Below are 20,648 nucleotides of genomic sequence, written 5' to 3'. Positions count from 1 at the left end.
GACCGTGGCTGATCGCTTCAGCGGTCTACGACCACGGCGAGTTCGGGGCGCGATTCCTGGCCCCACTCCGCCCAGGACCCGTCGTAGACCGCCATCGGTCCCAGTCCGGCCAGTTCGGCGCCCAGCGCCAGCACCGAGGCGGTCACGCCGGAGCCGCAGGAGCCGACCAGCGGCGTCCCCGGCTCGATACCCGCCTCGCGGAAACGCTCCCGCAGGATAGCGGGCGACCGGTAGCAGCCATCGTCCAGTAGCCGGTCGAAGGGGAGGTTCAAGGCCCCCGGCATGTGACCGGCGCGCAGGCCCGGGCGCGGTTCGGGCTGTTCACCGCTGAAGCGTGCCGCCGAGCGGGCATCCACCACCTGTGCCGTGCGCTTTTCGAGATGCGCGCCGACCGCAGTGGCGTCGGCGAGGCGCTCGGGGTTCAGGCGTGCCTCGAAATCGCCAGGGGTGGCGGCGGGCGGTGGGCCGCTGTCGAGCGCGAACCCGGCGGCCTTCCAGGCCGGCAGGCCGCCATCGAGCACCGCGACGTCTTCATGGCCCATGACCTTGAACATCCACCAGGCCCGCGGGGCGGCGAAGATGCCCTGGCCGTCATAGATCACCACGCGGCTGTCGGCGTTGACGCCGAGTGCCCGCACGGCGGCGCTGAACGCCGACGGGGCGGGCAGCATGTGCGGCAGCGACGACGAGGAATCCTTGATCTCTCGATCAAAATCGAAACGCCTGGCGCCGGGGATATGACCGACGCGATATTCGGCCTCGGGGTCCCGAGAGGCGGTCGGCAGATACCAACTGGCGTCCAGGATCACGAGCCGTGGCAGATCGAGGTTGTCGCGCAGCCAGTCGACGGTGACGAGGTCAGACATTGCCATTTTGCGATTCCTTGGTGTGAAGACGTTGCGCCGCCGGTTTCTTCTGCTAGCCGAAGAGAGCCGGCGGTACCCGCGACAACAGTGCAACGAGCAGGATAAGACCGAAAATGGTTCGTGTCAGAAATGGCTGGGTGGGGCCCCGGCCGCGAGCAGGCCCGGGGCAGGAATGCCATCGCCGGGCCGCGTGCGCTGCTGGGATGAGCGGCGCGGTTCGATGCGGCGAATTCAGGCGGGGTGGGGGGCACCCCGCCATGCCGGTGTGATTCAGGCGGTGCGCTGCTGAATATCCTCCAGACTGCGCCCACTGCCGGTTTCGGGCAGGTATAACCTGACGAACAGCCATGCCACGATGCCGACGCCGGCAAAGATGAAAAAGCTCAGCGAGGCGCTGTAATCCAGCAGCGAAGGGAAGGCCTGCCCCACGACGAAGTTGGCCAGCCAGTTGAGTACCAGAATCAGCCCGGCGGCCGTGCCGCGGATCGAGGAGGGAAAGAGCTCCGAGATGACGACCCGCACGCACACGCCCCAGGAGAGCGCGAAGGCCGCGAAGAAGACCATCATGCCCAGCAGGTTGATCCAGGCGCTCGTCATCGAGGGCTCCGGTCGCATGACGGCATGCAGTCCCAGCAGACCCATGGTCAGCAGCATGACCAGCGCGCCTGTACTCATCAGGCGCTTGCGGGAAAACCGGTCCATGATCAGTACACCGATGACCGTGAAGACCAGGTTGACCACGCCGATGCCCAAGTTGGCAGTGACCGCTGCCGCATCGCCAAAGCCGGCGCGGGAAAGTGTGGTCGGCGCGTAGTAGATGATCGAGTTGACGCCTATGAACTGCACCAGAATGGCTACGGCGGCGGCCGCCAGCGAGGCTGGACGCAGCTTGGGTGCCAGCATCTGCCTGAGCACCGAGCGCTTGGCCGGGCCGTTGATCTCGCCGGCACGATGGGCACTGATCAGCTCGTCAAGCTCGGCATCAACCTCGCGGGGCGCGCGGCCCAGCGTTTTGAGCGCCTGACGCGCCGCGTCAATGCGGTCACGCATGACCAGCCAACGTGGCGTCTCGGGCATGAAAACCTGGCCGATGAGCAGCACCAGCGCCGGAATGGCCGACAGACCGATCATCCAGCGCCAGGCGTGGAAGGGCTGCAGGGCGTAGCCCACCAGATAGGCCATCAGAATGCCCGAGACCACCATCAACTGACCCATGGCACCGACGCGTCCGCGCAGATGGGTCGGTGCCACCTCTACCAGATAAACGGATACCACTACCGCCGAAGCGCCTACGCCCAGGCCCATGATCATGCGCGCTACGATCAGCAAGGCCACCCCGGGCGCCAGCGCGGCGGCCACCCCGCTGACGGCGAAGATCACCCCGGTGAGTACCAGCGCCGGCTTGCGCCCGAGACGGTCGGCCAGCCCGCCCGCCACACCGACCCCGATGGTAGCGCCGAACAGAATGGAGCTGACCACCAGCCCCCGGGTGAACGGGTCCAGCACGAAGTCCTGTTCGATCGAGAGCAGCGCCACGCCGATGATGCCCAGATCATAGCCGAACAGTAGCTCGGCCAGCGCGCCCAGGCCAAAGATCACCATGGGTGATCGTGCGCTGGCGGCACCCGCCAGTGTTGTCGAGGGGGTCATGAGGAAACTCCTGACATTGAGGTGTCGGTGTTCGCCGGTAGCGGCGGTAGCGCATCCATGGCCCGGGTACGGTGCTTCGGGGGGTGTATCGGCCCTTCAAGCAGGGGATCCCGGGTAGTGAGCATCCATTCATCGAGTGCCTTCAGAAGTCGGGTCCGAATATTCTGATATTCCGGCTGATCGAAGACGTTATTGAGCTCGTGCGGATCGACGCGGCGGTCATAGAGCTCGGTCATGTCACGCGCTTCAAGATGGGCGTCGCCCATGCCCTGGCGGGTAGGGCTGTGCTCCAGATCCAGCGACAGTGCAAGCTTCGGCCCCGGCGTGAAATTCCTGATCAGGGCAAAGTCCCGCGTGCGCACGGCTCGCTTGGGATCGTAATTATCGTGATAGGTCTTCTCGGTGAAGATCATCCGGTCGTCGGCCGCTTTGGATTTGGCCGCGGTGAACAGGGGCGCCAGCGAGCGTCCTTCCAGAGACGGATCGGCCGGGCCGCCGGCTACCTCGAGCAGGGTGGGCAGAATGTCGACATGGCTAGCGATGCTGTCGACCCGGGCCGGCGCCTCGCCCCAGGCGGTGGGAGGGCGAACCAGCAGGCTGACTCCAGTGCCGGCGTCATACAGGGTGCTTTTGGCACGCGGGAAGGCCGGGCCGTGATCGGTGGTGAAAATGATCAGGGTGTTCGCCGGGTCGAGATGACTGTCCAGCGCCTCGAACAGGCGTCCCATGGCTTCATCGAGCTGGCGGATCGACCCGTGGAAGGCGGCAATGTCGCGACGCGTCGCGGGGGTATCCGGCAGGAAATCCGGCACTTCCACTTCGGCTGGGTCGGCCGGCGTGTAGTCGCTTTCCGGCCACGGACGATGCACTTCCCACACGCCGATGGCGGCAAACAGCGGGGCGCGCGTATCGCGCGGCGCCTGACCGGCCAGCCAGCCCCGGGCTGCGTCCACCACCTGATGGGCGCGGGGCAGGAAGCCGGCGCCGGCCACCTCGTCATAGCCCAGCACGTCGGGGTCGACATGCTCATGTTGCAGCCCGATCAATGTGGATCGATAGCCCAGCGCTCGCAGGTGCTCCGGGGCAGTCAGCACATTTTCGCGATAGCGCCAGGCATCATGCGCCAGGCCCTGAATGCCGTTCTGATGCGGTGACAGGCCAGTAAACAGGGCGCCCCGGGCCGGGGAGCACAACGGGGCGGCGGCGTGAGCGTTATCAAAGACAGTAGCGTCACGTGCAAAGCGCTCGAGATTGGGACTCGGCACGGAGGGCATGCCGTAGCAGGAGAGCCAGCGCCCCAGATCGTGGCAGTGAATCAGGACAACGTCCGGCCGGGTGCCGTCAGACTGTGTCATGAGGGTCTCCATTGGTGCTTGGGTAGATCGATCTACCCAAGGAGGTTATGGAGACGACCCTGCTTGCACAATCAGCCTTTGGTCTTGCCCCCTGTCGCCAGATTGCAACCGCAGGAGGCACGCACGGCCAGAATCGGATCCAGCCGCTGCTCAGATGGCACGTCCTGACCATCAAGAATGGCCAGTATGCGATGAGCAGCCAGTGCCCCAACCTCTTCGGGGCCGACCGTGACAGTGGTCAGCGGCGGATCGTAAAGCGCGGACTCTTCAAGGCCGTCAAAGCCGATGATCGGCCAGGGGATTTGACCGATTCGTCGACGACAAGCGGCCATCAGCGCAAAGGCGATAATATCGCTGTGACAGATCACACCATCGGTAGCGATATCGCCGTCCAGCCACTGCTCGGCCAGTTGCAGACCGCCCTGAACGCTGGCATGACCGGTCATGTCGGCTACCAGCCGCCCGCCGGCCGCCTTGATCGCGTGGTTGACGCCCTGCACCCGTTCCGTGCGCACCGACGCACCTTCCGGTCCTCCCAGATAGACCAGTCGCCGGCAGCCGTGCACGCGGCTTAAGTGCTCGGCGGCCAGCGCCCCCCCGTGGATGTCGTTCTGGCCGATCCAGGGTGTCTCGATCTGTGGCTGGCGGGTGAGTGCCAGGTCGGGCCAGTAGCCGGCGGGCAGGCCTTGCGATTCTTCGCGCTGGAGTGTCGAGACCGGGACATGGGCCAGCGCATCGACCGGCATCTCGCGCATCGAGCGAATCAGCGAGCGCTCGCGCTCGGGGTTGTCGAAGGTGTTGGCCAGCATGGTCAGATAGCCGGCCTCGGCCAGCGTCTGCTCGAACTGAACGGCCATGGCGGCATGAAAGGGGTTGGAGAGCTGAGTGACCAGAAGGCCGATAACCCCGCTGCGCCGCTCGCGCAGGGCGGCTGCGCCACGATGATAGACATAGCCCAGCGCCTGCATGGACTGTTGCACCCGCTCGCGGGTCTCGGTACTGATGCGTCCTTCGCCACGCATGACCAGCGACGCCGTCGCGCGGGAAACGCCCGCATGCTCGGCCACCTGACTCAGGGTCACTCGTTTCATGGTCCTGCCTTTCCTTTAAGGTGATGATGCGCTTCAGCTCTTGACGCCGTGGCCAGGCCGCTGTGCAGTAAGGGCTTTCCCGAACCCATTGTAGGGTCGTGGCGTGTGGTGTGTACTGCCCTGCGGCCTGCCTGTCCGGAATTGATCATGACTTCAAGACCTTCCTCTCCCTGTTGTGCGGTCTCGCGTCCGTTAGGACAGGACAAGCCGGTGGCCTCCGGCATTGCCCCGCGTCGGGCGCCGGCGGAGACAACCGGTATGTGCGCCCTGGCGGGGGGGCGGTTTCTGATGGGCACCGATGACGTTCAGGGCTTTCCTCAGGATGGCGAAGGGCCGATCCGGGAGGTGGACGTCGCACCATTCCTGATCGATGCCCATGCCGTCAGCAATCGGGCGTTTGCCGAATTCGTCGGGGCCACGGGGTATGTCACCGAGGCAGAACAGTTTGGCTGGTCGTTCGTGTTTGAAGGCCTCGTGGCGCCGGACAATCGCGAGCACACCGTGGGGTCTGTACCGAGCACCCCGTGGTGGTTGGCGATCCAGGGCGCTTGCTGGCGCCAGCCCGAAGGGCCGGGGACGTCAATTGACGGGCGCGACAATCACCCCGTGATTCACGTCTCGCACAATGACGCGCTGGCGTACTGTCGCTGGGCCGGAAAGCGCTTGCCGACCGAGGCCGAATGGGAGTTCATGGCGCGTGGCGGACTGGAACAAAAGCGTTACCCCTGGGGCGACGAGCTGATGCCCGAGGGACAGCATCGCTGCAATATCTGGCAGGGAGAGTTCCCGACCCGCAACACCTGTGAGGATGGCTACATGGGGACCTGTCCGGTCGATGCCTTTCCCTCCAACGGTTATGGCATCTTCAATGTCAGCGGCAACGTGTGGGAGTGGTGTGCCGACTGGTTCGGTATCCATCACCCCGCGCCGGTACCGGCCGATCCGACTGGCCCCTCCGGCGGTCGGGGACGGGTCATGCGCGGTGGCTCCTATCTGTGTCACCACTCCTACTGCAACCGCTACCGGGTCGCGGCGCGTACCGGCAACACGCCGGACTCCTCGTCAGGCAATCTCGGCTTTCGTTGCGCGCTTTCCGTTTGACGCAATCATCCATCCAGGTGCTGGCGGAGCTGCCCGGAGTCATGGACATTCGGCAGCGCTGGAGCCCGTGTCGAAGCGGGTGATCAGGTCGGTGGCATTCGTGCGATCGATGCTTCTGACAGGCACCATTGCCGCCACGCATGCCATCGCCGGCTCGATAGCCGGCGATGGAGCGCGTGGCGGGCTCGGATTCGATAGACTCGTCAGAGTCAGGCCTGATCGTAGCGCAGGACCTTCTCCAGTTGGGCGTCGATGGCCGCTGCCTGTGCAGCGCTCGTCACCGGCATCGGCATTCTAGGACGTCCCGTCGCCACCCCCTGCTTGGAGAGCACATACTTTACGTTTGCCGGCAGGTTGTCCGCGAAGATCGTGTTCCAGAATGCCAGCAGCGCTTCGTGAATCTCCTTTGCGCGCTCGTGATCGCCGCTTTGGACGGCATCCCAGAGACTGACGCAAACGCCCGGTACGGCCGCCGGGTTCGCCGCGATCGTGCCGTGGGCGCCAATGGCGAAGGAGGGATACAGCAGCGCATCGACGGCGGTGAACACCAGGCGACCCTGGGGAACGCTGATCATCAGGTCGGCCATCAGTTTCAGGTCGCCCGCACTCTGCTTGACGCCGATGACACCAGGCAGCCCCTCCATGATGCGCACCAGGAGTTGCGGTGAGAGGTAGTTCCAGGGCACGACGTTGTAGATGATGATCGGAATGTCGACTTCCGATGTCAGGCGCTCGAAGTGCGCATAGGTCGCATCTTCGGTCGGCTTGAACACGTAGTGAACCGGGGTGATCTGCAGCGCGGCAACCTCGAACTTCGACACCGCCTTGGCCGCGGCGATGGCATCCCGCGTGCTGTTGGCGATAATGCCGGCAACGACGGGAATGCGACCCTCGACCTCTTCACAGGCAATCTCGATCGACCTGGCCAGCTCTTCCACGGAGAGCGTGTGGCCCTCCCCGGTGCTGCCTCCCAGGCAGATGCCGTGCACGTTCTTCTTCAGCATGAATCGCACATTTTCCCGGAGTGCTGCTTCGTCGAGCATTTCGTTGTCGTCGAACGGCGTGACCAGCGGCGGAATTATTCCTTTCAGATCGTGCTTCATTATCGCGTTTTTCCTGTTGGGTATCGGGTTGGCAAATTTCATTGTCCAGGGAGGGAGGCTCTATTGGCGCAGTTCACCCAGCACGCGTTGCGTTTGTGCTTCGTGCTCGGCCATGAAGTCACCCAGTTCCCGAGCGTTCATCCAGACGGCACCGAATCCACGGTCGGCCATGCCCTGCTGGAATGCCTCGGAATCGAAGGCCTTCTTGACCTGTGCCTGGATCGCTTTGACGAGTTCCGGCGACATGCCCGCAGGACCTGCGACGCCGCGCCACGTACCACCGGTGACGTCTTGACCGACGGCTTCCTCCACGGTCGGCACATCGGGATAACGTTTGAGACGCTCATCCGCGAAGACCGCCAGGTTCTTGACCAGGCCGGCTTCGCGCAGCGAATCGGTTTCCGGCAGAGAAGAGAGAACGACGTCCATGCCGCCGGAGATCAGCTCCTGCAATCCCGCCGCGGACCCTTTGGCCGGTATGAGATTCAGTGCCGCGACATCCACGCCCTCGTCCAGCATCAGCGAGACGAAAGGAATGTCCCAGCTGGCGTTGCAGGTTCCGCCGCAGGAGATCGTCAGGCTGGCGGGGTCCGCCTTGAGCCGGTCGACGATATCCTGCAATGAGTGCAGGTCGGAGTCGGCGGCGACATGCACGGCAGCAGGATCCATGTTGACCAGGGCAATGGGACTGAAGCTGTCGCTGGTGAAGTCGGCCTGGTCCAGGAGCCGGTACTGAGCGAAAGGCGACATCTGTCCCAGCGTGTAGCCATCGGGAGCGGCCTGGGTGTAGGTCGTCATGCCGACTACCCCGCCACCTTGTGCCTGGTTGATGACGCTGAACGGCTGGCCTGTATTCTGTTCCAATTCTCGGGATAAAAGGCGGAAGACATAATCGCTGCCTCCCCCTGCTCCGGCGATCACGACCATTTTCACGGGCTGTGTCGGCCAACTATCCTCGGCTGCGACCATGGGCGACATGGCCAGGCTCATCAGTAATCCGGCGACCGCTGACTTGAACTTCATGGCGTTCTCCTTTGGGGCTCGGTCGTTTCTCGGTAAAAACACGTGGCAAGGTCGATGATCGAGCCTTTTTCGGGATAATGAAATTGGACTATCGTATTGTCCCGTTATTTGGAATATGGGTTTCGATGGTTACGGCGAGCCAGTGCGGGCCAGGCTTGAGCGCCAAGGGCCAGAACCCAGGCCAGGATCGTCACGACGCCCAGCACGGCGCCGATCTGGCGATCGAAGAAGATACCCAGGTCGCCCTGCGACTTGAGGATGGTCGTCATGAAGGTCTCTTCGATCATGGGGCCCAGGATCAGGCCCAGGATGGCCGGTGCCAGCGGGATGTCATTGGATTCCATGACATAGCCCAACAGCCCGAAGACAGCGATGAGGCCGACCGCGAACAACGTGTTCTCGACGGAAAAGGCGCCCAGGATGCAGAACAGGAGAACGACGGGAGACACATAGGCCCTTGGAAGCCGCAGGATATAACCAAACCCCCTGATGCACAGGATGCCCAACGGGATCAGCAGCAGGTTGGCGATGAAGAAGATGCCGAAGATGGTGTAAATGACTTCAGGCTTGTTGAGAAAGAGCGTAGGGCCTGGATTGATACCCTTGATGAACATGACCGAAATCACGATGGCGGTAATGGCATCGCCGGGGATGCCGAAGACGGTTGCCGGGATATAGGCGCCCCCCAGGCTGGCGTTGTTCGCCGAGCTGGCGGACATGATCCGCTCGGTAGCGCCGTGGTCGTCGTCACGCCGCCCGGCTCGACTGCCGCGACGGGCAATGGCGTAGGATATCCAGGCCGCGATATCCGACCCCGCACCGGGTAGCGCACCGGTCATGGTCCCGATCGCGCTGCCACGAAGCGTGCCCAACCGATGCCGCCACAGGTTGGAAAGACTGGGTATCAGTATCGATCCCGTCGTCTTGGGTAGCGCATCGGCGTGCGGTGGATTGGCCGCGTTGCGAAGCAGTTCGGATATCGCGAACAAGCCGATGAGGACGGGAATCAGCCCGAACCCGCCGAGCAAGTTGGGAGAACCCAACGAGAAGCGTGGAATACCGCTGATGGGGTCCATGCCCACCGTCGCCAGAGACAACCCCAGGAAGAGCGATGCCAGCCCCTTGAAAAGCGAACCGCCGGCGACGAAGGTGGCGCAGCTCAACCCCAGTACGCCGAGCCAGAAATATTCCACGGAACTGAAGACCAGGGCGATCTTGGCCAGCGAGGGTGCCGCCAGGGACAGAATGACAGCGCTGACCAGCCCGCCCAGCGACGAGGCGATCAGGCCGGCACCGAGTGCCGCGGCGCCCTTGCCACGGCGAACCATGTCGTTGGCCTCATTGGCATAGGCGGCGGAGGCAGGCGTTCCGGGCATTCGCAGCAGTGCGCCAGGAATGTCGCCGGCGAAGATGGCCATGGCGGAAGCGGTGATGATGGCGGCCACGGCGGGGAGTGGTTGCATGAAGATGACGAAAGGAACCAGCAGGGCGCTGGCCATGAGAGCCGTCAGACCCGGGATGGCGCCGATGACCAGCCCGTATACCGCCGAACAGAAGATGACCAGCAGTAGATACCCGTCGGTCAACTGGGACATGACGTCGGATAACATCACCATATCAGCCACCCCGAGACGTTCGTCAGCGGGCCCCAGGGCAGGGGAACATGAAGCAGTGAGGCGAACAGCACATTGATCGACGCCGCCGTGACGATGGCGGTCGGCAAGGCACGGCTCCAAGCGACGGCGTTGGCCACCATCATGGAAAACAGCACGATGGTGGCTGTCAGCAGGAATCCGAGGGTATCGACGCACAAAAGATAGCCGACGATGAGCAAAGGGATCAGCCAGAAATTGAGTGCGATGTTCCGATGGCTCATCCATTCCGGCTTGTGGAAAAGCGGTTGTCCCCGACGCTTTAGCCAGCCGGAAAGGCCAATGATGGAGCCCGAAATGGCCAGACCACTACCCGTCAGTGTCGGAAAGAGCCCTGGACCGAAGGCGACGTTGCCGGGGTGAGGTAGGAAAGAAGCCCAAAGGCAGAGGCCCAGCCCTGTCAGCAGGATCAAGGGCCCCATCACGACGTCATGGATTCGCACGGCGCATCTCCCTGTGATTGTGGGAACGACCGGCGGCTCGCATTGCCACTACTGGAGCCGCTGTGTCACTGATAGGGAGATTACGGCGTTTTTCTATGCTTGCAATCCGACATTCGGATTAAGGGTCTTTTTATTTTGGACAAATCCCTTTTTATCCGTTCCAGCTCAGTTCCCGGGCGATATTGTCGGCCGTGCGCATTACTGTCGGGGCGAGGCCGTCCTGTCGGAAAGCCGGGAGGCGTTCGGCGGGCCCCGAGACACTGATCGAGGCGAAGACTCGGCCCCGGCTGTCGTGGATCGGCGCGCCGACACAGCGAATGCCTAGCTCGTTCTCCTCGTCGTCCCTGGCGTAGCCTCTGTCGCGGATACGCTGCATTTCCTCGCGCAGGGCGGTGATGTCGGTCAACGTGTTGGGGGTGCGGGATTCGAGTCCCTCTTCCTTGACGATGCGAGCGATCAAGGCGTCGTTCTGAAAGGCCAGAAAAGCCTTGCCGACGCTGGTGCAATGGATGGGGGCCGCTTCGATGGTCGTCAGGGTCGTGAGGCGTGTCTCGCCCATTTCCTCGCGTTCGATACAGACCATCTGGCTGCCATCGAACATGTGCAGGTGAACGATCTCTCCGGTGATCTGGTGCAGCTCCATGACATGAGGCCGCGCGTGCCGGTTGAGATCCAGATTCGCCAGCACGGCGCTGCCGTAATAGAACATGCGCAACCCCAGGCGGTAATCCCCACGGCGATGGTCCTGGTCGATCATCCCAATCTCGCGCAGTGACGCAACGATCCTGTGCACGGTCGTTCTCGGCAGGCCCGTCATCTCGACCATGTCGGTAATCGATAAATGCCCTCGAGAGCGGGAAAAACAGTCGAGTACCGTGGCCATCTTGTAAAACGACTTGGCGCCCGAGTCGCGGCCTTCCTGTGTCGTTGATCGTGGAATGTCGTTCATGGGTTTCCTCGTATGGCTTGCCAAAAGATCGCATTTTCCGCGACTTGGATCAATGTAGTCCGCCGCCACCCGCATTCCGATTGAATGAAGAGGTTCCGTATGGGGGGCTTCTTGTTACCCAAAAGTGGATATTGACTTATTGAACGGTAAGTTATTCCGTATAACGGAATCCAAGCGGTGGGGTGGTAATGAAAAAGCTAATCAATGATCCGAGGCATGTCGTGCGTGAGCTGCTGGAGGGGTTGGTCGACAGCAATCCGCGGCTGGCGTTACTGGCCGAGGAAGCCGTCGTCGTTCGTGCCGATCTCCCGGAAACGCCTGAAGAGAGGGCGGTTGCCGTCATCGCGGGGGGCGGTAGCGGCCATGAACCGGCCCATGCGGGGTTCGTCGGGATGGGCATGCTGACTGCCGCCATCGCCGGCGATGTTTTCACGTCACCGAGTGTCGATGCCGTCTACGCGGCCATCCGCGCCTCGGCCGGTCCCAATGGCGCGTTGCTGGTGGTCAAGAATTATACCGGCGATAGGCTCAATTTCACGTTGGCGGCCGAAATGGCGCGAGCCAATGGCATTCCCACCGAGATCGTCATGATTGCCGATGACGTGGCACTGCGAGAGAGCCTGCCCAGAGACCGGAGCCGTGGCCTGGCCGGAACCGTGCTGATCCACAAGATCGCAGGCGCTGCAGCGGCGCGGGGGGAGTCGCTGAAGGCCGTCACGGCTCTCGCCGAGGCGGCTGCGGCGTCGCTCGGGACCATGGGAATCGCCCTGGGTTCCTGCATCGTGCCCACCGCCGGGAAAGCCGGTTTCGAGCTGGGTGAGCGCGAAATCGAGTTCGGGCTGGGCATTCACGGCGAGAAGGGCGCCAGAAAGGCCGAACTGATGCCAGCCGCCGCTATCGTGGACCAAATGCTCGATGCCATCCTCGAGGAAATCGGCCCTGCCGCTGACGGCCTGGGGGTGCTGATCAACGGCCTGGGTGGCACGCCACCCATGGAACTGGCAATCGTGGCGCGGGAAACCCTGGCGGGCCTGCGCTCGAGGGGCCTGCGTGTCGACATGATCTGGACCGGCGAGTTCATGACCGCACTGGAGATGCCGGGGTGCTCGATTTCGCTGATCCCCTTGAGCGACGAGCGCCGCGAACTACTGAATGCACCGACCGAGGTGCGGGTCTGGCCGCGCTCGGCCGATGTTCCTGCGACTCGCCGCGTCGTTGCCCTGCCCGTCGCCGGCACGGCAGTCGATGCGCCGGTCGGCGGCGACGGCGCGGAGGACCCGGTGCTGCGCCGAGCGCTCGACGCCATTGCCGAGCGTCTCATCGCGAGCGAAGAGACCTTGACGCATCTCGATGCTCAAGCCGGTGACGGCGATCTCGGGGCGAGCATGACCCGTGGTGCACAAGCGCTCCGCCAGCTTCCCGGTGGTGTACTGCATTCCCCTCGCCAGTGTCTGCTGGCAGTGGGGGATGCGCTTCGTCGCGCCATTGCCGGCAGTTCCGGCCCTTTCTATGCCACGGCCCTGTTGCGTGCCGCCCAGGTGATGCCGACGCACGACGCTACCCCCGAGGACTGGATGAATGCCTTCAGTGCCGCCCGGTTCGCCGTCTCCGAGATCGGTGGTGCAGCGCCGGGGGATCGCACCATGGTCGACGCGCTGGCCCCCGCCCAGGAGGCGTTTGTCGCGGCGATTCAGCAAGGTGCGGCGGGCCTGGCGGCCCTCGACGAAGCGGTTCGAGCCGCCGAGGAGGGCGCGCGGTCCACGGCGCAGTTGCAACCCAAGTTCGGCCGTGCCGCCTATCTTGGTGAACGCGCGCTAGGCACACCCGATGGCGGCGCGGTCGCGGTCGCGATCTGGCTGGCCGCGCTGCGGGACTCGCTGGATGCCAGCGGTGATTGAGCCACTGATATTCGCTGCCTCGAGAGGAGTCGAGATATGGCTTACATGCAAACTGGCTGCTTCCCTGGCCTCACGGCTGGCTCGCCATGCGATTGCGCTGGGAGGGACCTGCACCGGTGAGCATGGGATCGGCTTCGGCAAGACCCCCTACATGATCGAGGAGTTCGGAGAATCCGGCGTTGCGTTGGTGCGCACGCTGAACATGCACTCGATCCGCAAGGGATTCTGAATCCGGGCAAGATCCTGCCCGCGGAGGAGTGACTGGCAAGGGCCGCGCTGCGGTCAATCGAAAAAAACAACAGGAGTCGTCGACATGAAACGCTTGCTCATCATCGCGCTTGGCCTCTTTTCAACCGTCGTGCAGGCCCAGGGCTTTCCCGATCGTCCATTGACCATCATCGTGCCGGCTGGCGCGGGAGGCGGCGGCGATACCACGACACGTTTGTTGGCCAGAGGGCTAGAGGAGGAGCTCGGGCAACCCATTACCATCGTCAATCAGGGGCAAGGCGGCGGCGTCGTCGGCCTGACGTCGATCAAGAACGCCAAACCCGATGGTTACACGGTAGGCTTGCTGTTTCCCTATGCCGGCTACCACTACACCGGGCAGGCGGATTTCTCGTTGAGCGATTTCACGCCGATCGCCAACTTCAACGGTGACAGCTCGGCCTTGTTCACCGCCGCGAATTCCGATTTCGATGACGCGTCGCAAGCGGTCGATGCCCTCAGGCAGTCGCCTGCGGATTACACCACGCATTGCAGCGGGGCCTGCGGCAGCGTCTGGGACGTACCGGTAGCCAGCTTGCTCCTCGATGAGGGGGTCGACGTGGCCAGGATCCGCTGGATTCCCGGTAAGGGCGCTGCCAGTGGCTTGTCCGAGCTCGTATCGGGGGGCGTCGATTTTCTGACTGCCTCGCTGCCGGAAGCGAGTTCCATGATCGATGCCGGTCTGGTGCGCCCGCTGACCGTTCTCAGCCCGGAGCCCGTCGACGGTTTCACCTCAGTCCCGCTGGCCGGCGAACTCACCGGAAGCCCCGTCGATGGCGGGACGTGGCGTGCGCTCGGCGGTCCCAAGGGCATGCCCGAAGAGGCCGCCAAGGTGTGGGAAGAGGCCGTCCTTGCAGTGACCGATTCGGAGGCGTTCAAGAAGGCCATGTCCCAGGCGGGGTTCGGCGTTCGTCCGTTTGACGCCGAAGGGCTGCGCAACTTGATGAAAACGCATGAAGAAGATACCGCACGCGTCATGCGAGCGCTGGGCTACGGCAAGTAGTCGCGTTTCGCGGTGAATGCGGAAGATCCCGACAGGAAGCAGGCCCGCGGCAAGGATGCCATCGCGGGCCTGCGCTCGTTGCTGGGGTGAATAGCATGCACGCCCATGTCGCGGGGCGCGAGCGAGTCTCAGGCAGTCAGCAAGCGTCGAAATCGGCCGACTGCCCGCGCCACAGGGCCGCTTCCTGACGCAGGGTGCTGGCGAACAGCGCGATGTCGTTGGGGCCGGCAACGAAGCGGTAGCCGCTATCGGTCAGGGTGGCGACGTCGCGCCCGGGGCCGGTGATGGTGCCCATCAAGCGCCCGCTGGCGGTGATGCGCCGCTCCAGGTCGCCGATCAGCTCGCGTACCCGGCCGTCCTCCAGTTGCTCCAGCCGTCCCATGGAACCCGCTAGGTCGTTGGGGCCGATAAACAGCATGTCGATGCCCTCGACCCCGGCGATCGCCTCGACGTTGTCGGCCGCATCGACATGCTCGATCTGAGCGATCAACAACAGGTCGTCGTTGGCCTGACGAGCATAGTCGCCGAAGGCACCGTAGCCCGAGGCGCGCACGATCGGCGCCGCATAACCGCGCTGGCCCTGGGGAGGGTAGCGGCAGGCATCGACGACGGCGCGGGCCTGTTCGGCGCTGTTGACCATCGGCACCATGATCGAGCGCACGCCCATGTCGAGGACCTTCTTCAGATAGGCCGGATCGTTGGCGGGGATGCGCAGGACCGCCTCGCCACCCGCGGCTTCGATGGCGCGGACCAGGTGCGCGGTATGTTCGAGGCTCGATACGCCGTGCTCGTTGTCGATCAGGATGGTCTTCCAGCCGGCCCAGACGGCCACTTCGGCCAGTTCGGGGCTGGCGCTTTCCAGCCACAGGGCGCTGACGGTCCGGCCCTGCTGCAGGGCGAGTTTGGTGCGGTTGCGTGGGCTCATGAAGAGGTATCCGTTTGCGAGGTGGTCGAGGAATCGGGGTGGCGTCGGCGGCGGACGCTCTCGTGGATGCCACGGGTCAGCAGCAGCGCCCAGAGCAGCAGGGTCAGAATGCCCAGCGCCGCCGCCCAGGGACGCTCGAAGAAGGCCAGCAAGTCGCCCTGGGCTTTCATCATCGAGGTCATGAAGTTTTCCTCGACGATCTCGCCGAGGACGATGCCGAGGATGGCGGGCGCCAGCGGAAAGCCGTTGGCCTCCATGGCGTAGCCCAGGATGCCCAGCGCCAGCACGGTCCAGATGGCAATCACCGAGTTGGTGATGGCATAGGCACCCACCAGCGAGAACAGCAGCACGATGGGCATCAGCACCCGGCGCGGGATACGCACCACCTGGCTGGAAATCATGATCACCAGCAGGCCCGCGGGGATCATGGCGAGATTGCTCAGCGCGAAGGCCCCGTACAGGGTGTGTACCAGTTCCGGCGAGTCGGTGAATATCTGCGGCCCGGGCGACATCCCGTTGAGCAGCAGGATGCCGATGGCGATGGCGGTGACGCTGTCGCCGGGGATGCCGAACACCAGCGCCGGCGTCCAGGCCCCGCCAATGGCGGCGTTGTTGGCGCTGCCGCCATCGGTCACGCCCTCGATGTAGCCCGTGCCGTAGCGTTCGGGATGGCGCGAGAAGCGCCGCGAAACCGCATAGCAGATCCATGCGGCGATGTCCGCCCCTGCGCCGGGCAGCGCGCCGATCAGGGTGCCCAGCACGCTGGAGCGGGCGATGTTGCGCTTGAAGCGACGCAGCGTGCGCCCTGCCTCGCGCAGCGCCTGGGCAAACGGTTCCTGGGCAGCGTTGACGGCTTGCTCGCCGCGCCGTGCCTGGGCGCTGCGCAGGATCTCGCTGAGGGCAAACAGGCCGATGATGGCGGGTATGAAGCTGACCCCGTCGAACAGTTCGTAATAGCCGAAGGTGAAGCGCGGGTGGCCGACGGCCACGTCGATGCCGATCGTGGCGATGAACAACCCCATGAACAGACTGGCGAAGCTCTTGGCCACGCTGCCGTTACTGGTCAGTACCGCGCAGCTCAGCCCCAGGCAGGCCAGCCAGAAGGTTTCGAAGCTGGAAAACTGCACCGCGACACGCGCCAGTTGCGGGGCGATGAGCGCCAGCAGGGCGACCCCCACCAGCCCGCCGATGCAGGCGGCGAACAGCGACACCATCAGCGTCGAGCGCGAGCGTCCGGCGCGGGAAAGCCGGTGGGCGTCCTCGACGTAGGCCGCGGAGGCGGGCGTGCCGGGGATGCGCATCAGGGTGCCGGGGACATCGCCGGCGAAGATCGCCGTGGTGGTGGTGGCGACGATGGCGCTGATCGCGATCAGCGGATCCATGAAGTAGGTGAACGGCACCAGCAGGGCCACCGCCATGGTGGCGGTCAGGCCCGGCATGGCGCCGATGAAGGTGCCGTAGAGCGTGCAGGCGGCGATGACCGCCAGGGACGCGGGGCTGAACAGGGCGGCAAGGGTCGAGGCGCTCATGGAATCACCAGGCCAGTGGCGTCAAAAGGCCCCAGGGGAGCGGGACGCGCAGCAGTGAATAGAACAGCAGGTGCACGCCGATCACTAGGGGCAGGGCCAGCAGCGCGGCACCCGTGACACGCAGCCCGAATACCCGGCCCGTGGCGAAAACCGCCAGGAATGAGGCGATATGAAAGCCCAGGGGGTCGAGCAGCAGGCCGTAGCCGAATACCACGACCAGCAGGGCCAGGGGGCGTGCCGCCGCCCACCGGCCCGATGGCCGGGCCGGCTCGGTCGGGGTGCTCTGTGCCGGCCGCCGGCTCCGCGGCCCCAAGCCGATCGCCGCGCCGCAGACCATCAGGCCGATCGCCGCGATGGCGGGAAACAGGCCGGGGCCATACTCCAGCCCGGCCAGGGTCGGGAAGGTCGAGGCGCGCCACAGCACCAGCGCGCCGAACAGGACCAGCAGGCTCCCCGACAAGCGATCATTGCGAGACATGGATACCTCCGTGAGCGATGCGCCGCGCTCACTGGGCGAGGCCGATCGCCTCGATGACTTCACCCAGTTGGCGGTCGGCCTCGGCGAGGGTTTGGGCGGTCTCGTGGCGATCCTCGAACACCACCTGGGTACCGCGGCTGCGCTTGAACTCGGCCCAGGCCTCGCTGTTCACGGCGGTCTCGATCGCCTGCTCGTAGGCGCAGGCGATCTCGTCCGGCAGACCGCCGGGACCGCTGACCGTCACGAAGGCACTCAGCGTCCAGCCGCTCTCCAGGGTCTCCGCGGTCAGGGGCACCTCGGGTATCTGCTCCATCGGCGTATCGCTCATGTAACCCAGCGCCTTGAGCTCCCCCTGTTCGACCAGGTTGCGGGCTTCGGCGAGCGCCGGTGTGGCGACATCGACGCCGCCCGCCATCAGCTCCTTGAGTGCCGGTCCGGCCCCCTGGCTGGGGATCCAGCGAATGGCGTCGGGCGCCAGCCCCTCGGCCTTGAGCATGCCGGCCAGGGCGAGGTGCCAGATGCCGCCCTGGGCGGTTCCCGAGGCGGTCAGCTCACCGGGGTTCCGGCGTGCCTCGTCGAGCAGGGCCCCGAGCGAGTCGTAGGGCGAGCCTTCCTGCACCAGTACCCCGGGCGAGCTGCGGTTGATCAGGGCGATGGGCGTGATGTCCCGGTACGTCAACGGCGTCAGGCCGATCCAGTGCATGGTATCGATCTCGACCGTGGCGGCGCCGATGGTATAGCCGTCCGGCTTGCCACGAGCGAGCGTGGTATGGCCGACGACACCGTTGCCCCCGGTACGGTTGACGACGTTGAACGGCACGTCCATCTGCTCCTCGAGCAGGCTGGCCAGCCGGCGTGCGTTGGCATCGGTGCCGCCGCCGGTGCCCCAGGGAACCACGAAGGTCACGGCACGCTCGGGTTGCCAATCGCAGGCTCCCGGCTGCTCGGCCAAGGCGGGGGTTGCCGCCAGCGCGGCCCACAGGGCCAGCGAGGCGGTCGTCATCGTTGTCGAAGTCGCGCGAACCATACGTCTACTCCTAACCAGTGGCGTGAGCCTTCCAGGCGGCGTAAACAACGCTCCCGGGCCGCCCTCCTGGTTCGTTTTTTACACAGTTCAATCGATTGAACCAATGCGACCTTGGTCGTTGAACCAAAGGGGTACCCGGCCCGCAGCGGCCCGCGATATCACTGAAAAGAGCGCTATGAGAAGATTCGGCGATACCGACCGGGCGGCTGGGCGTGGCGAAGCGCACCGATGCTCGCCCGGCGTTCGTGGGCGCAGGAACTCGCTGAATGGCAAATCGACCGACACTGAAAACCATTGCCGACCGGGTGGGGGTGACCGTCTCCGCGGTTTCGCTGGCCCTGCGCGACGATCCGCGCATTTCCCGGGCGACCCGGGAACGCATCCAGCAGGCGGCCGAGGCGCTGGGTTACGTCTACAACCGGCATGCGGCGGGCCTGCGGCGAGGTGATAGCGGTACGGTGGCGGTATGCCTCAACGACCTGAGCAACCCCTTCTTCACCGAATTTCTCGGCCACATGGAGGCACGCTTTCGCGAGGCGGACCGCATGATGCTGTTCTGCCATGCCCATGAAACGCCCTCGATCCAGGCCCGCTTCATTCGCCAGATGGCCGAGCATGGCGCCGCCGGGCTGATCCTGGTGCCGGTCGCCGGGACCACCCGCGAGGATCTCGACGGACCCCAGGTGCGGCACCTGCGGGATTTTCCGCTGGTGCTGATTTCACGGGATGTCGCCGATACCGGCTTCGACCGCGTCATCAACGACGACGAACTGGGCATCCGCCTGCTCTTCGACCATCTGCACGACGCGGGGCATCGGCGCTTCGCCTGGCTGGGGGGTGGCGGCGACACGTCCACGGCGCGGGACCGCGAGCGCTCTTTCCGCCAGCGGATGGAGGCCGCCGGGTTGCCGGTCGCCGCCGAGACCATCCACCACGGCCCGACATCGCTGGCCTTCGGCGATGCCATGCTCGAGCGGCTGCTGGCGTTGCCGACCCCACCGACCGCCATTGTCTGCTTTTCCGACATCATCGCCTTCGGCGTGCTGGCGGCCTGTTACCGACATGGGCTGCGTCCGGGAGTGGATCTCTCGGTCACCGGCTTCGATGACATGGGCGCGGCGGCCTACTCCGCGCCAGCGCTTACCAGCGTCAGGGTTCGCACGGACGTGATCGGCCAACGGGCCAGCGAGCTGCTGCTGGCCCGCATGGCGGGCGACCGTCACCCGCCGGTGCGTGAGGTGGTGCCCCCCGAGCTGGTAGTGCGGGCGAGCAGCGGGCCACCGCCAGCCTCGCTGGTCGAGACGCCGGGCTGAGGGTCATCCGGGGCTGTTGACCCCGGATTAGCCGTCGCTCAGCCACTCGGCTTCCAGGCGCTGCTCGACGAAGCCGGCCAGGTCGAGTGCGGGGTCGGCCAACGCATCCAGCCAGGCCACCGCGAAACTGCCCGGGCCGTCGGCGCGGGCTTCGGCCCGTTCGGCCGTGGCCGCGGCATGCGCATGGGCGGCGAGCATGGCCTCGGCGGGATCGTCGCAGACCGCGGCATAGGCGGCACTCATCGCCCCCAGCGCGCAGCCGCTGCCGGTCATGCGCGCCTGGAGGGCGCTGCCGCCGTCGAGGCGCAGCTCGAGCGGGCATGTCCGGCCGTCGTTGTCGACCCGCGTCATCAGGCGATCCTGTACCCCGGAAACCGCCACGCCGCCGCAACGTGCAAGCAATCGGCGGGCGGCGTCACGGGCTTCCGCGCTGGCACGCGCGCTGTCGACGCCGCGCCCGCCACCCTCGGCCTGACCTCCCAGGGCGATGACCTCGGCGGCGTTGCCGCGCAACAGCGTCGGCCGGTGGGCGAGCAACTCCCCGGCCCAGCGCCGACGCAGCGTCAGCGCACCGGCACCCACCGGGTCGAGCACCCAGGGCACGCGTGCCTCGCCGGCCGCGGCGATGGCGCGGTGCATCGCCTCGATCTGGTGGTCGCTGGGAGTCCCCAGATTGACCAGCACGGCGCCGGCCTGGCGCGCCACGTCGCCGGCTTCCTGGGGGTGGTCGGCCATCACCGGCGCGGCGCCGACCGCCAGCAGGGTGTTGGCGACCAGGTTGACGGTGACCTGGTTGGTCAGGCAGTGAACCAGCGGCGACTGTTCCTTCAAGCGCCGGTGAGCTTCGCTCACCATCTGCGGTGTCGGAACCTGGGTGGCACACGCGTTGAGACTCATGGGGGCTCCCTGTAGGCGAATCGGTTCGCCAGCACGCTGGCGCATTTGCCGCCGGCTGGCAATTCCCTCGCTACAGGGTAG

General features: G+C 65.1%; 19 protein-coding genes. 5 read left to right on the top strand and 14 right to left on the bottom strand.

What is annotated here, in order from left to right:
• Positions 1–17 precede the first annotated feature (17 nt).
• From sseA to HR9077_RS03770, 4 genes are all read right to left on the bottom strand, one after another.
• The gene (gene sseA, locus HR9077_RS03785) at positions 18–872 is read right to left on the bottom strand and encodes a 3-mercaptopyruvate sulfurtransferase (protein WP_136065282.1); all 855 of its coding nucleotides are present in this window, start codon (positions 870–872) and stop codon (positions 18–20) included.
• A 264-nt stretch (positions 873–1,136) separates the two neighbouring features.
• Complete coding sequence (locus HR9077_RS03780) at positions 1,137–2,516, bottom strand: sugar porter family MFS transporter (RefSeq protein ID WP_136065280.1); 1,380 nt, start codon at positions 2,514–2,516, stop codon at positions 1,137–1,139.
• Positions 2,513–3,871: a sulfatase family protein gene (locus HR9077_RS03775; RefSeq protein ID WP_168380884.1), complete on the bottom strand. Its 1,359-nt coding sequence runs from the start codon at positions 3,869–3,871 to the stop codon at positions 2,513–2,515. Before HR9077_RS03775 ends, HR9077_RS03780 begins: the two co-directional genes overlap by 4 nt.
• Before the next feature lie 71 nt (positions 3,872–3,942).
• On the bottom strand, positions 3,943–4,962 hold the full coding sequence (locus HR9077_RS03770) for a LacI family DNA-binding transcriptional regulator (protein ID WP_136065276.1): 1,020 nt from the start codon (positions 4,960–4,962) through the stop codon (positions 3,943–3,945).
• A gap of 258 nt (positions 4,963–5,220) precedes the next feature.
• Between HR9077_RS03770 and HR9077_RS03765 the strand changes: the two genes are divergently transcribed.
• Positions 5,221–6,063, top strand: coding sequence for a formylglycine-generating enzyme family protein (locus HR9077_RS03765; RefSeq protein ID WP_244613018.1), 843 nt, complete (start codon positions 5,221–5,223; stop codon positions 6,061–6,063).
• Positions 6,064–6,272: 209 nt separating this feature from the next.
• Here HR9077_RS03765 and HR9077_RS03760 read toward each other — a convergent pair whose 3' ends face one another.
• The 5 genes from HR9077_RS03760 to HR9077_RS03740 form a co-directional block, all read right to left on the bottom strand.
• On the bottom strand, positions 6,273–7,166 hold the full coding sequence (locus HR9077_RS03760; RefSeq protein WP_136065272.1) for a dihydrodipicolinate synthase family protein: 894 nt from the start codon (positions 7,164–7,166) through the stop codon (positions 6,273–6,275).
• A gap of 60 nt (positions 7,167–7,226) precedes the next feature.
• On the bottom strand, positions 7,227–8,189 hold the full coding sequence (locus HR9077_RS03755; RefSeq protein WP_136065270.1) for a Bug family tripartite tricarboxylate transporter substrate binding protein: 963 nt from the start codon (positions 8,187–8,189) through the stop codon (positions 7,227–7,229).
• 104 nt (positions 8,190–8,293) lie between these two features.
• Positions 8,294–9,805, bottom strand: coding sequence for a tripartite tricarboxylate transporter permease (locus HR9077_RS03750; RefSeq protein ID WP_136065363.1), 1,512 nt, complete (start codon positions 9,803–9,805; stop codon positions 8,294–8,296).
• Positions 9,799–10,284, bottom strand: a complete 486-nt coding sequence (locus HR9077_RS03745; RefSeq protein ID WP_136065267.1) for a tripartite tricarboxylate transporter TctB family protein — start codon at positions 10,282–10,284, stop codon at positions 9,799–9,801. Before HR9077_RS03745 ends, HR9077_RS03750 begins: the two co-directional genes overlap by 7 nt.
• Before the next feature lie 151 nt (positions 10,285–10,435).
• Positions 10,436–11,167 (bottom strand): IclR family transcriptional regulator, encoded by a 732-nt coding sequence (locus HR9077_RS03740; protein WP_280178405.1) that lies wholly within the window; start codon positions 11,165–11,167, stop codon positions 10,436–10,438.
• Positions 11,168–11,421: 254 nt separating this feature from the next.
• On the opposite strand from HR9077_RS03740, the gene HR9077_RS03735 reads away from it, so the two are divergent.
• The 3 genes from HR9077_RS03735 (at position 11,422) to HR9077_RS03725 (ending at position 14,398) form a co-directional block, all read left to right on the top strand.
• Complete coding sequence (locus HR9077_RS03735; protein WP_136065264.1) at positions 11,422–13,131, top strand: dihydroxyacetone kinase family protein; 1,710 nt, start codon at positions 11,422–11,424, stop codon at positions 13,129–13,131.
• The gene (locus HR9077_RS03730) at positions 13,124–13,360 is read left to right on the top strand and encodes an FAD-linked oxidase C-terminal domain-containing protein (protein ID WP_210725849.1); all 237 of its coding nucleotides are present in this window, start codon (positions 13,124–13,126) and stop codon (positions 13,358–13,360) included. The genes HR9077_RS03735 and HR9077_RS03730 overlap by 8 nt, the downstream gene beginning before the upstream one ends.
• An 84-nt stretch (positions 13,361–13,444) precedes the next feature.
• A complete protein-coding gene (locus HR9077_RS03725; RefSeq protein ID WP_136065262.1) occupies positions 13,445–14,398 on the top strand; it encodes a Bug family tripartite tricarboxylate transporter substrate binding protein in 954 nt (317 codons plus the stop codon).
• A 136-nt stretch (positions 14,399–14,534) separates the two neighbouring features.
• Here the strand turns inward: HR9077_RS03725 and HR9077_RS03720 are convergent, their stop codons facing one another.
• From HR9077_RS03720 to HR9077_RS03705, 4 genes are read right to left on the bottom strand one after another with little or no spacing between them, the layout of a single operon-like run.
• A complete protein-coding gene (locus tag HR9077_RS03720; protein WP_136065260.1) occupies positions 14,535–15,323 on the bottom strand; it encodes an HpcH/HpaI aldolase family protein in 789 nt (262 codons plus the stop codon).
• Positions 15,320–16,852 carry a tripartite tricarboxylate transporter permease gene (locus HR9077_RS03715; protein WP_136065258.1) on the bottom strand — a complete coding sequence of 511 codons (1,533 nt, stop codon included), beginning with the start codon at positions 16,850–16,852 and terminating at the stop codon, positions 15,320–15,322. Before HR9077_RS03715 ends, HR9077_RS03720 begins: the two co-directional genes overlap by 4 nt.
• A 4-nt stretch (positions 16,853–16,856) precedes the next feature.
• Complete coding sequence (locus HR9077_RS03710) at positions 16,857–17,330, bottom strand: tripartite tricarboxylate transporter TctB family protein (protein ID WP_136065256.1); 474 nt, start codon at positions 17,328–17,330, stop codon at positions 16,857–16,859.
• Positions 17,331–17,358: 28 nt separating this feature from the next.
• A complete protein-coding gene (locus tag HR9077_RS03705) occupies positions 17,359–18,357 on the bottom strand; it encodes a tripartite tricarboxylate transporter substrate binding protein (RefSeq protein ID WP_136065254.1) in 999 nt (332 codons plus the stop codon).
• Positions 18,358–18,623: 266 nt separating this feature from the next.
• On the opposite strand from HR9077_RS03705, the gene HR9077_RS03700 reads away from it, so the two are divergent.
• Entirely contained in the window at positions 18,624–19,670 is a 1,047-nt protein-coding gene (locus tag HR9077_RS03700) for a LacI family DNA-binding transcriptional regulator (RefSeq protein ID WP_136065252.1), read from the top strand.
• 27 nt (positions 19,671–19,697) lie between these two features.
• On the opposite strand, the gene thiM is transcribed toward HR9077_RS03700, so the two are convergent.
• Positions 19,698–20,567 (bottom strand): hydroxyethylthiazole kinase, encoded by an 870-nt coding sequence (thiM, locus tag HR9077_RS03695; protein ID WP_136065250.1) that lies wholly within the window; start codon positions 20,565–20,567, stop codon positions 19,698–19,700.
• Positions 20,568–20,648 lie beyond the last annotated feature (81 nt).

It is taken from the genome of Modicisalibacter radicis, assembly GCF_900961225.1.
Taxonomy (GTDB): Bacteria; Pseudomonadota; Gammaproteobacteria; order Pseudomonadales; family Halomonadaceae; genus Modicisalibacter.
Note: the sequence above shows the minus strand (reverse complement) of the source record. Positions and strands in the feature narration are given on the sequence as shown.

Bases quoted from the DNA above. Each gene is read 5' to 3' on its own strand.
- sseA (WP_136065282.1), bottom strand. From the start codon at position 872: ATGGCAATGTCTGACCTCGTCACCGTCGACTGGCTGCGCGACAACCTC.
- HR9077_RS03780 (WP_136065280.1), bottom strand. From the start codon at position 2,516: ATGACCCCCTCGACAACACTGGCGGGTGCCGCCAGCGCACGATCACCC.
- HR9077_RS03775 (WP_168380884.1), bottom strand. From the start codon at position 3,871: ATGACACAGTCTGACGGCACCCGGCCGGACGTTGTCCTGATTCACTGC.
- HR9077_RS03770 (WP_136065276.1), bottom strand. From the start codon at position 4,962: ATGAAACGAGTGACCCTGAGTCAGGTGGCCGAGCATGCGGGCGTTTCC.
- HR9077_RS03765 (WP_244613018.1), top strand. From the start codon at position 5,221: ATGTGCGCCCTGGCGGGGGGGCGGTTTCTGATGGGCACCGATGACGTT.
- HR9077_RS03760 (WP_136065272.1), bottom strand. From the start codon at position 7,166: ATGAAGCACGATCTGAAAGGAATAATTCCGCCGCTGGTCACGCCGTTC.
- HR9077_RS03755 (WP_136065270.1), bottom strand. From the start codon at position 8,189: ATGAAGTTCAAGTCAGCGGTCGCCGGATTACTGATGAGCCTGGCCATG.
- HR9077_RS03750 (WP_136065363.1), bottom strand. From the start codon at position 9,805: ATGGTGATGTTATCCGACGTCATGTCCCAGTTGACCGACGGGTATCTA.
- HR9077_RS03740 (WP_280178405.1), bottom strand. From the start codon at position 11,167: ATGGCCACGGTACTCGACTGTTTTTCCCGCTCTCGAGGGCATTTATCG.
- HR9077_RS03735 (WP_136065264.1), top strand. From the start codon at position 11,422: ATGAAAAAGCTAATCAATGATCCGAGGCATGTCGTGCGTGAGCTGCTG.
- HR9077_RS03725 (WP_136065262.1), top strand. From the start codon at position 13,445: ATGAAACGCTTGCTCATCATCGCGCTTGGCCTCTTTTCAACCGTCGTG.
- HR9077_RS03720 (WP_136065260.1), bottom strand. From the start codon at position 15,323: ATGAGCCCACGCAACCGCACCAAACTCGCCCTGCAGCAGGGCCGGACC.
- HR9077_RS03715 (WP_136065258.1), bottom strand. From the start codon at position 16,852: ATGAGCGCCTCGACCCTTGCCGCCCTGTTCAGCCCCGCGTCCCTGGCG.
- HR9077_RS03710 (WP_136065256.1), bottom strand. From the start codon at position 17,330: ATGTCTCGCAATGATCGCTTGTCGGGGAGCCTGCTGGTCCTGTTCGGC.
- HR9077_RS03705 (WP_136065254.1), bottom strand. From the start codon at position 18,357: ATGGTTCGCGCGACTTCGACAACGATGACGACCGCCTCGCTGGCCCTG.
- HR9077_RS03700 (WP_136065252.1), top strand. From the start codon at position 18,624: ATGGCAAATCGACCGACACTGAAAACCATTGCCGACCGGGTGGGGGTG.
- thiM (WP_136065250.1), bottom strand. From the start codon at position 20,567: ATGAGTCTCAACGCGTGTGCCACCCAGGTTCCGACACCGCAGATGGTG.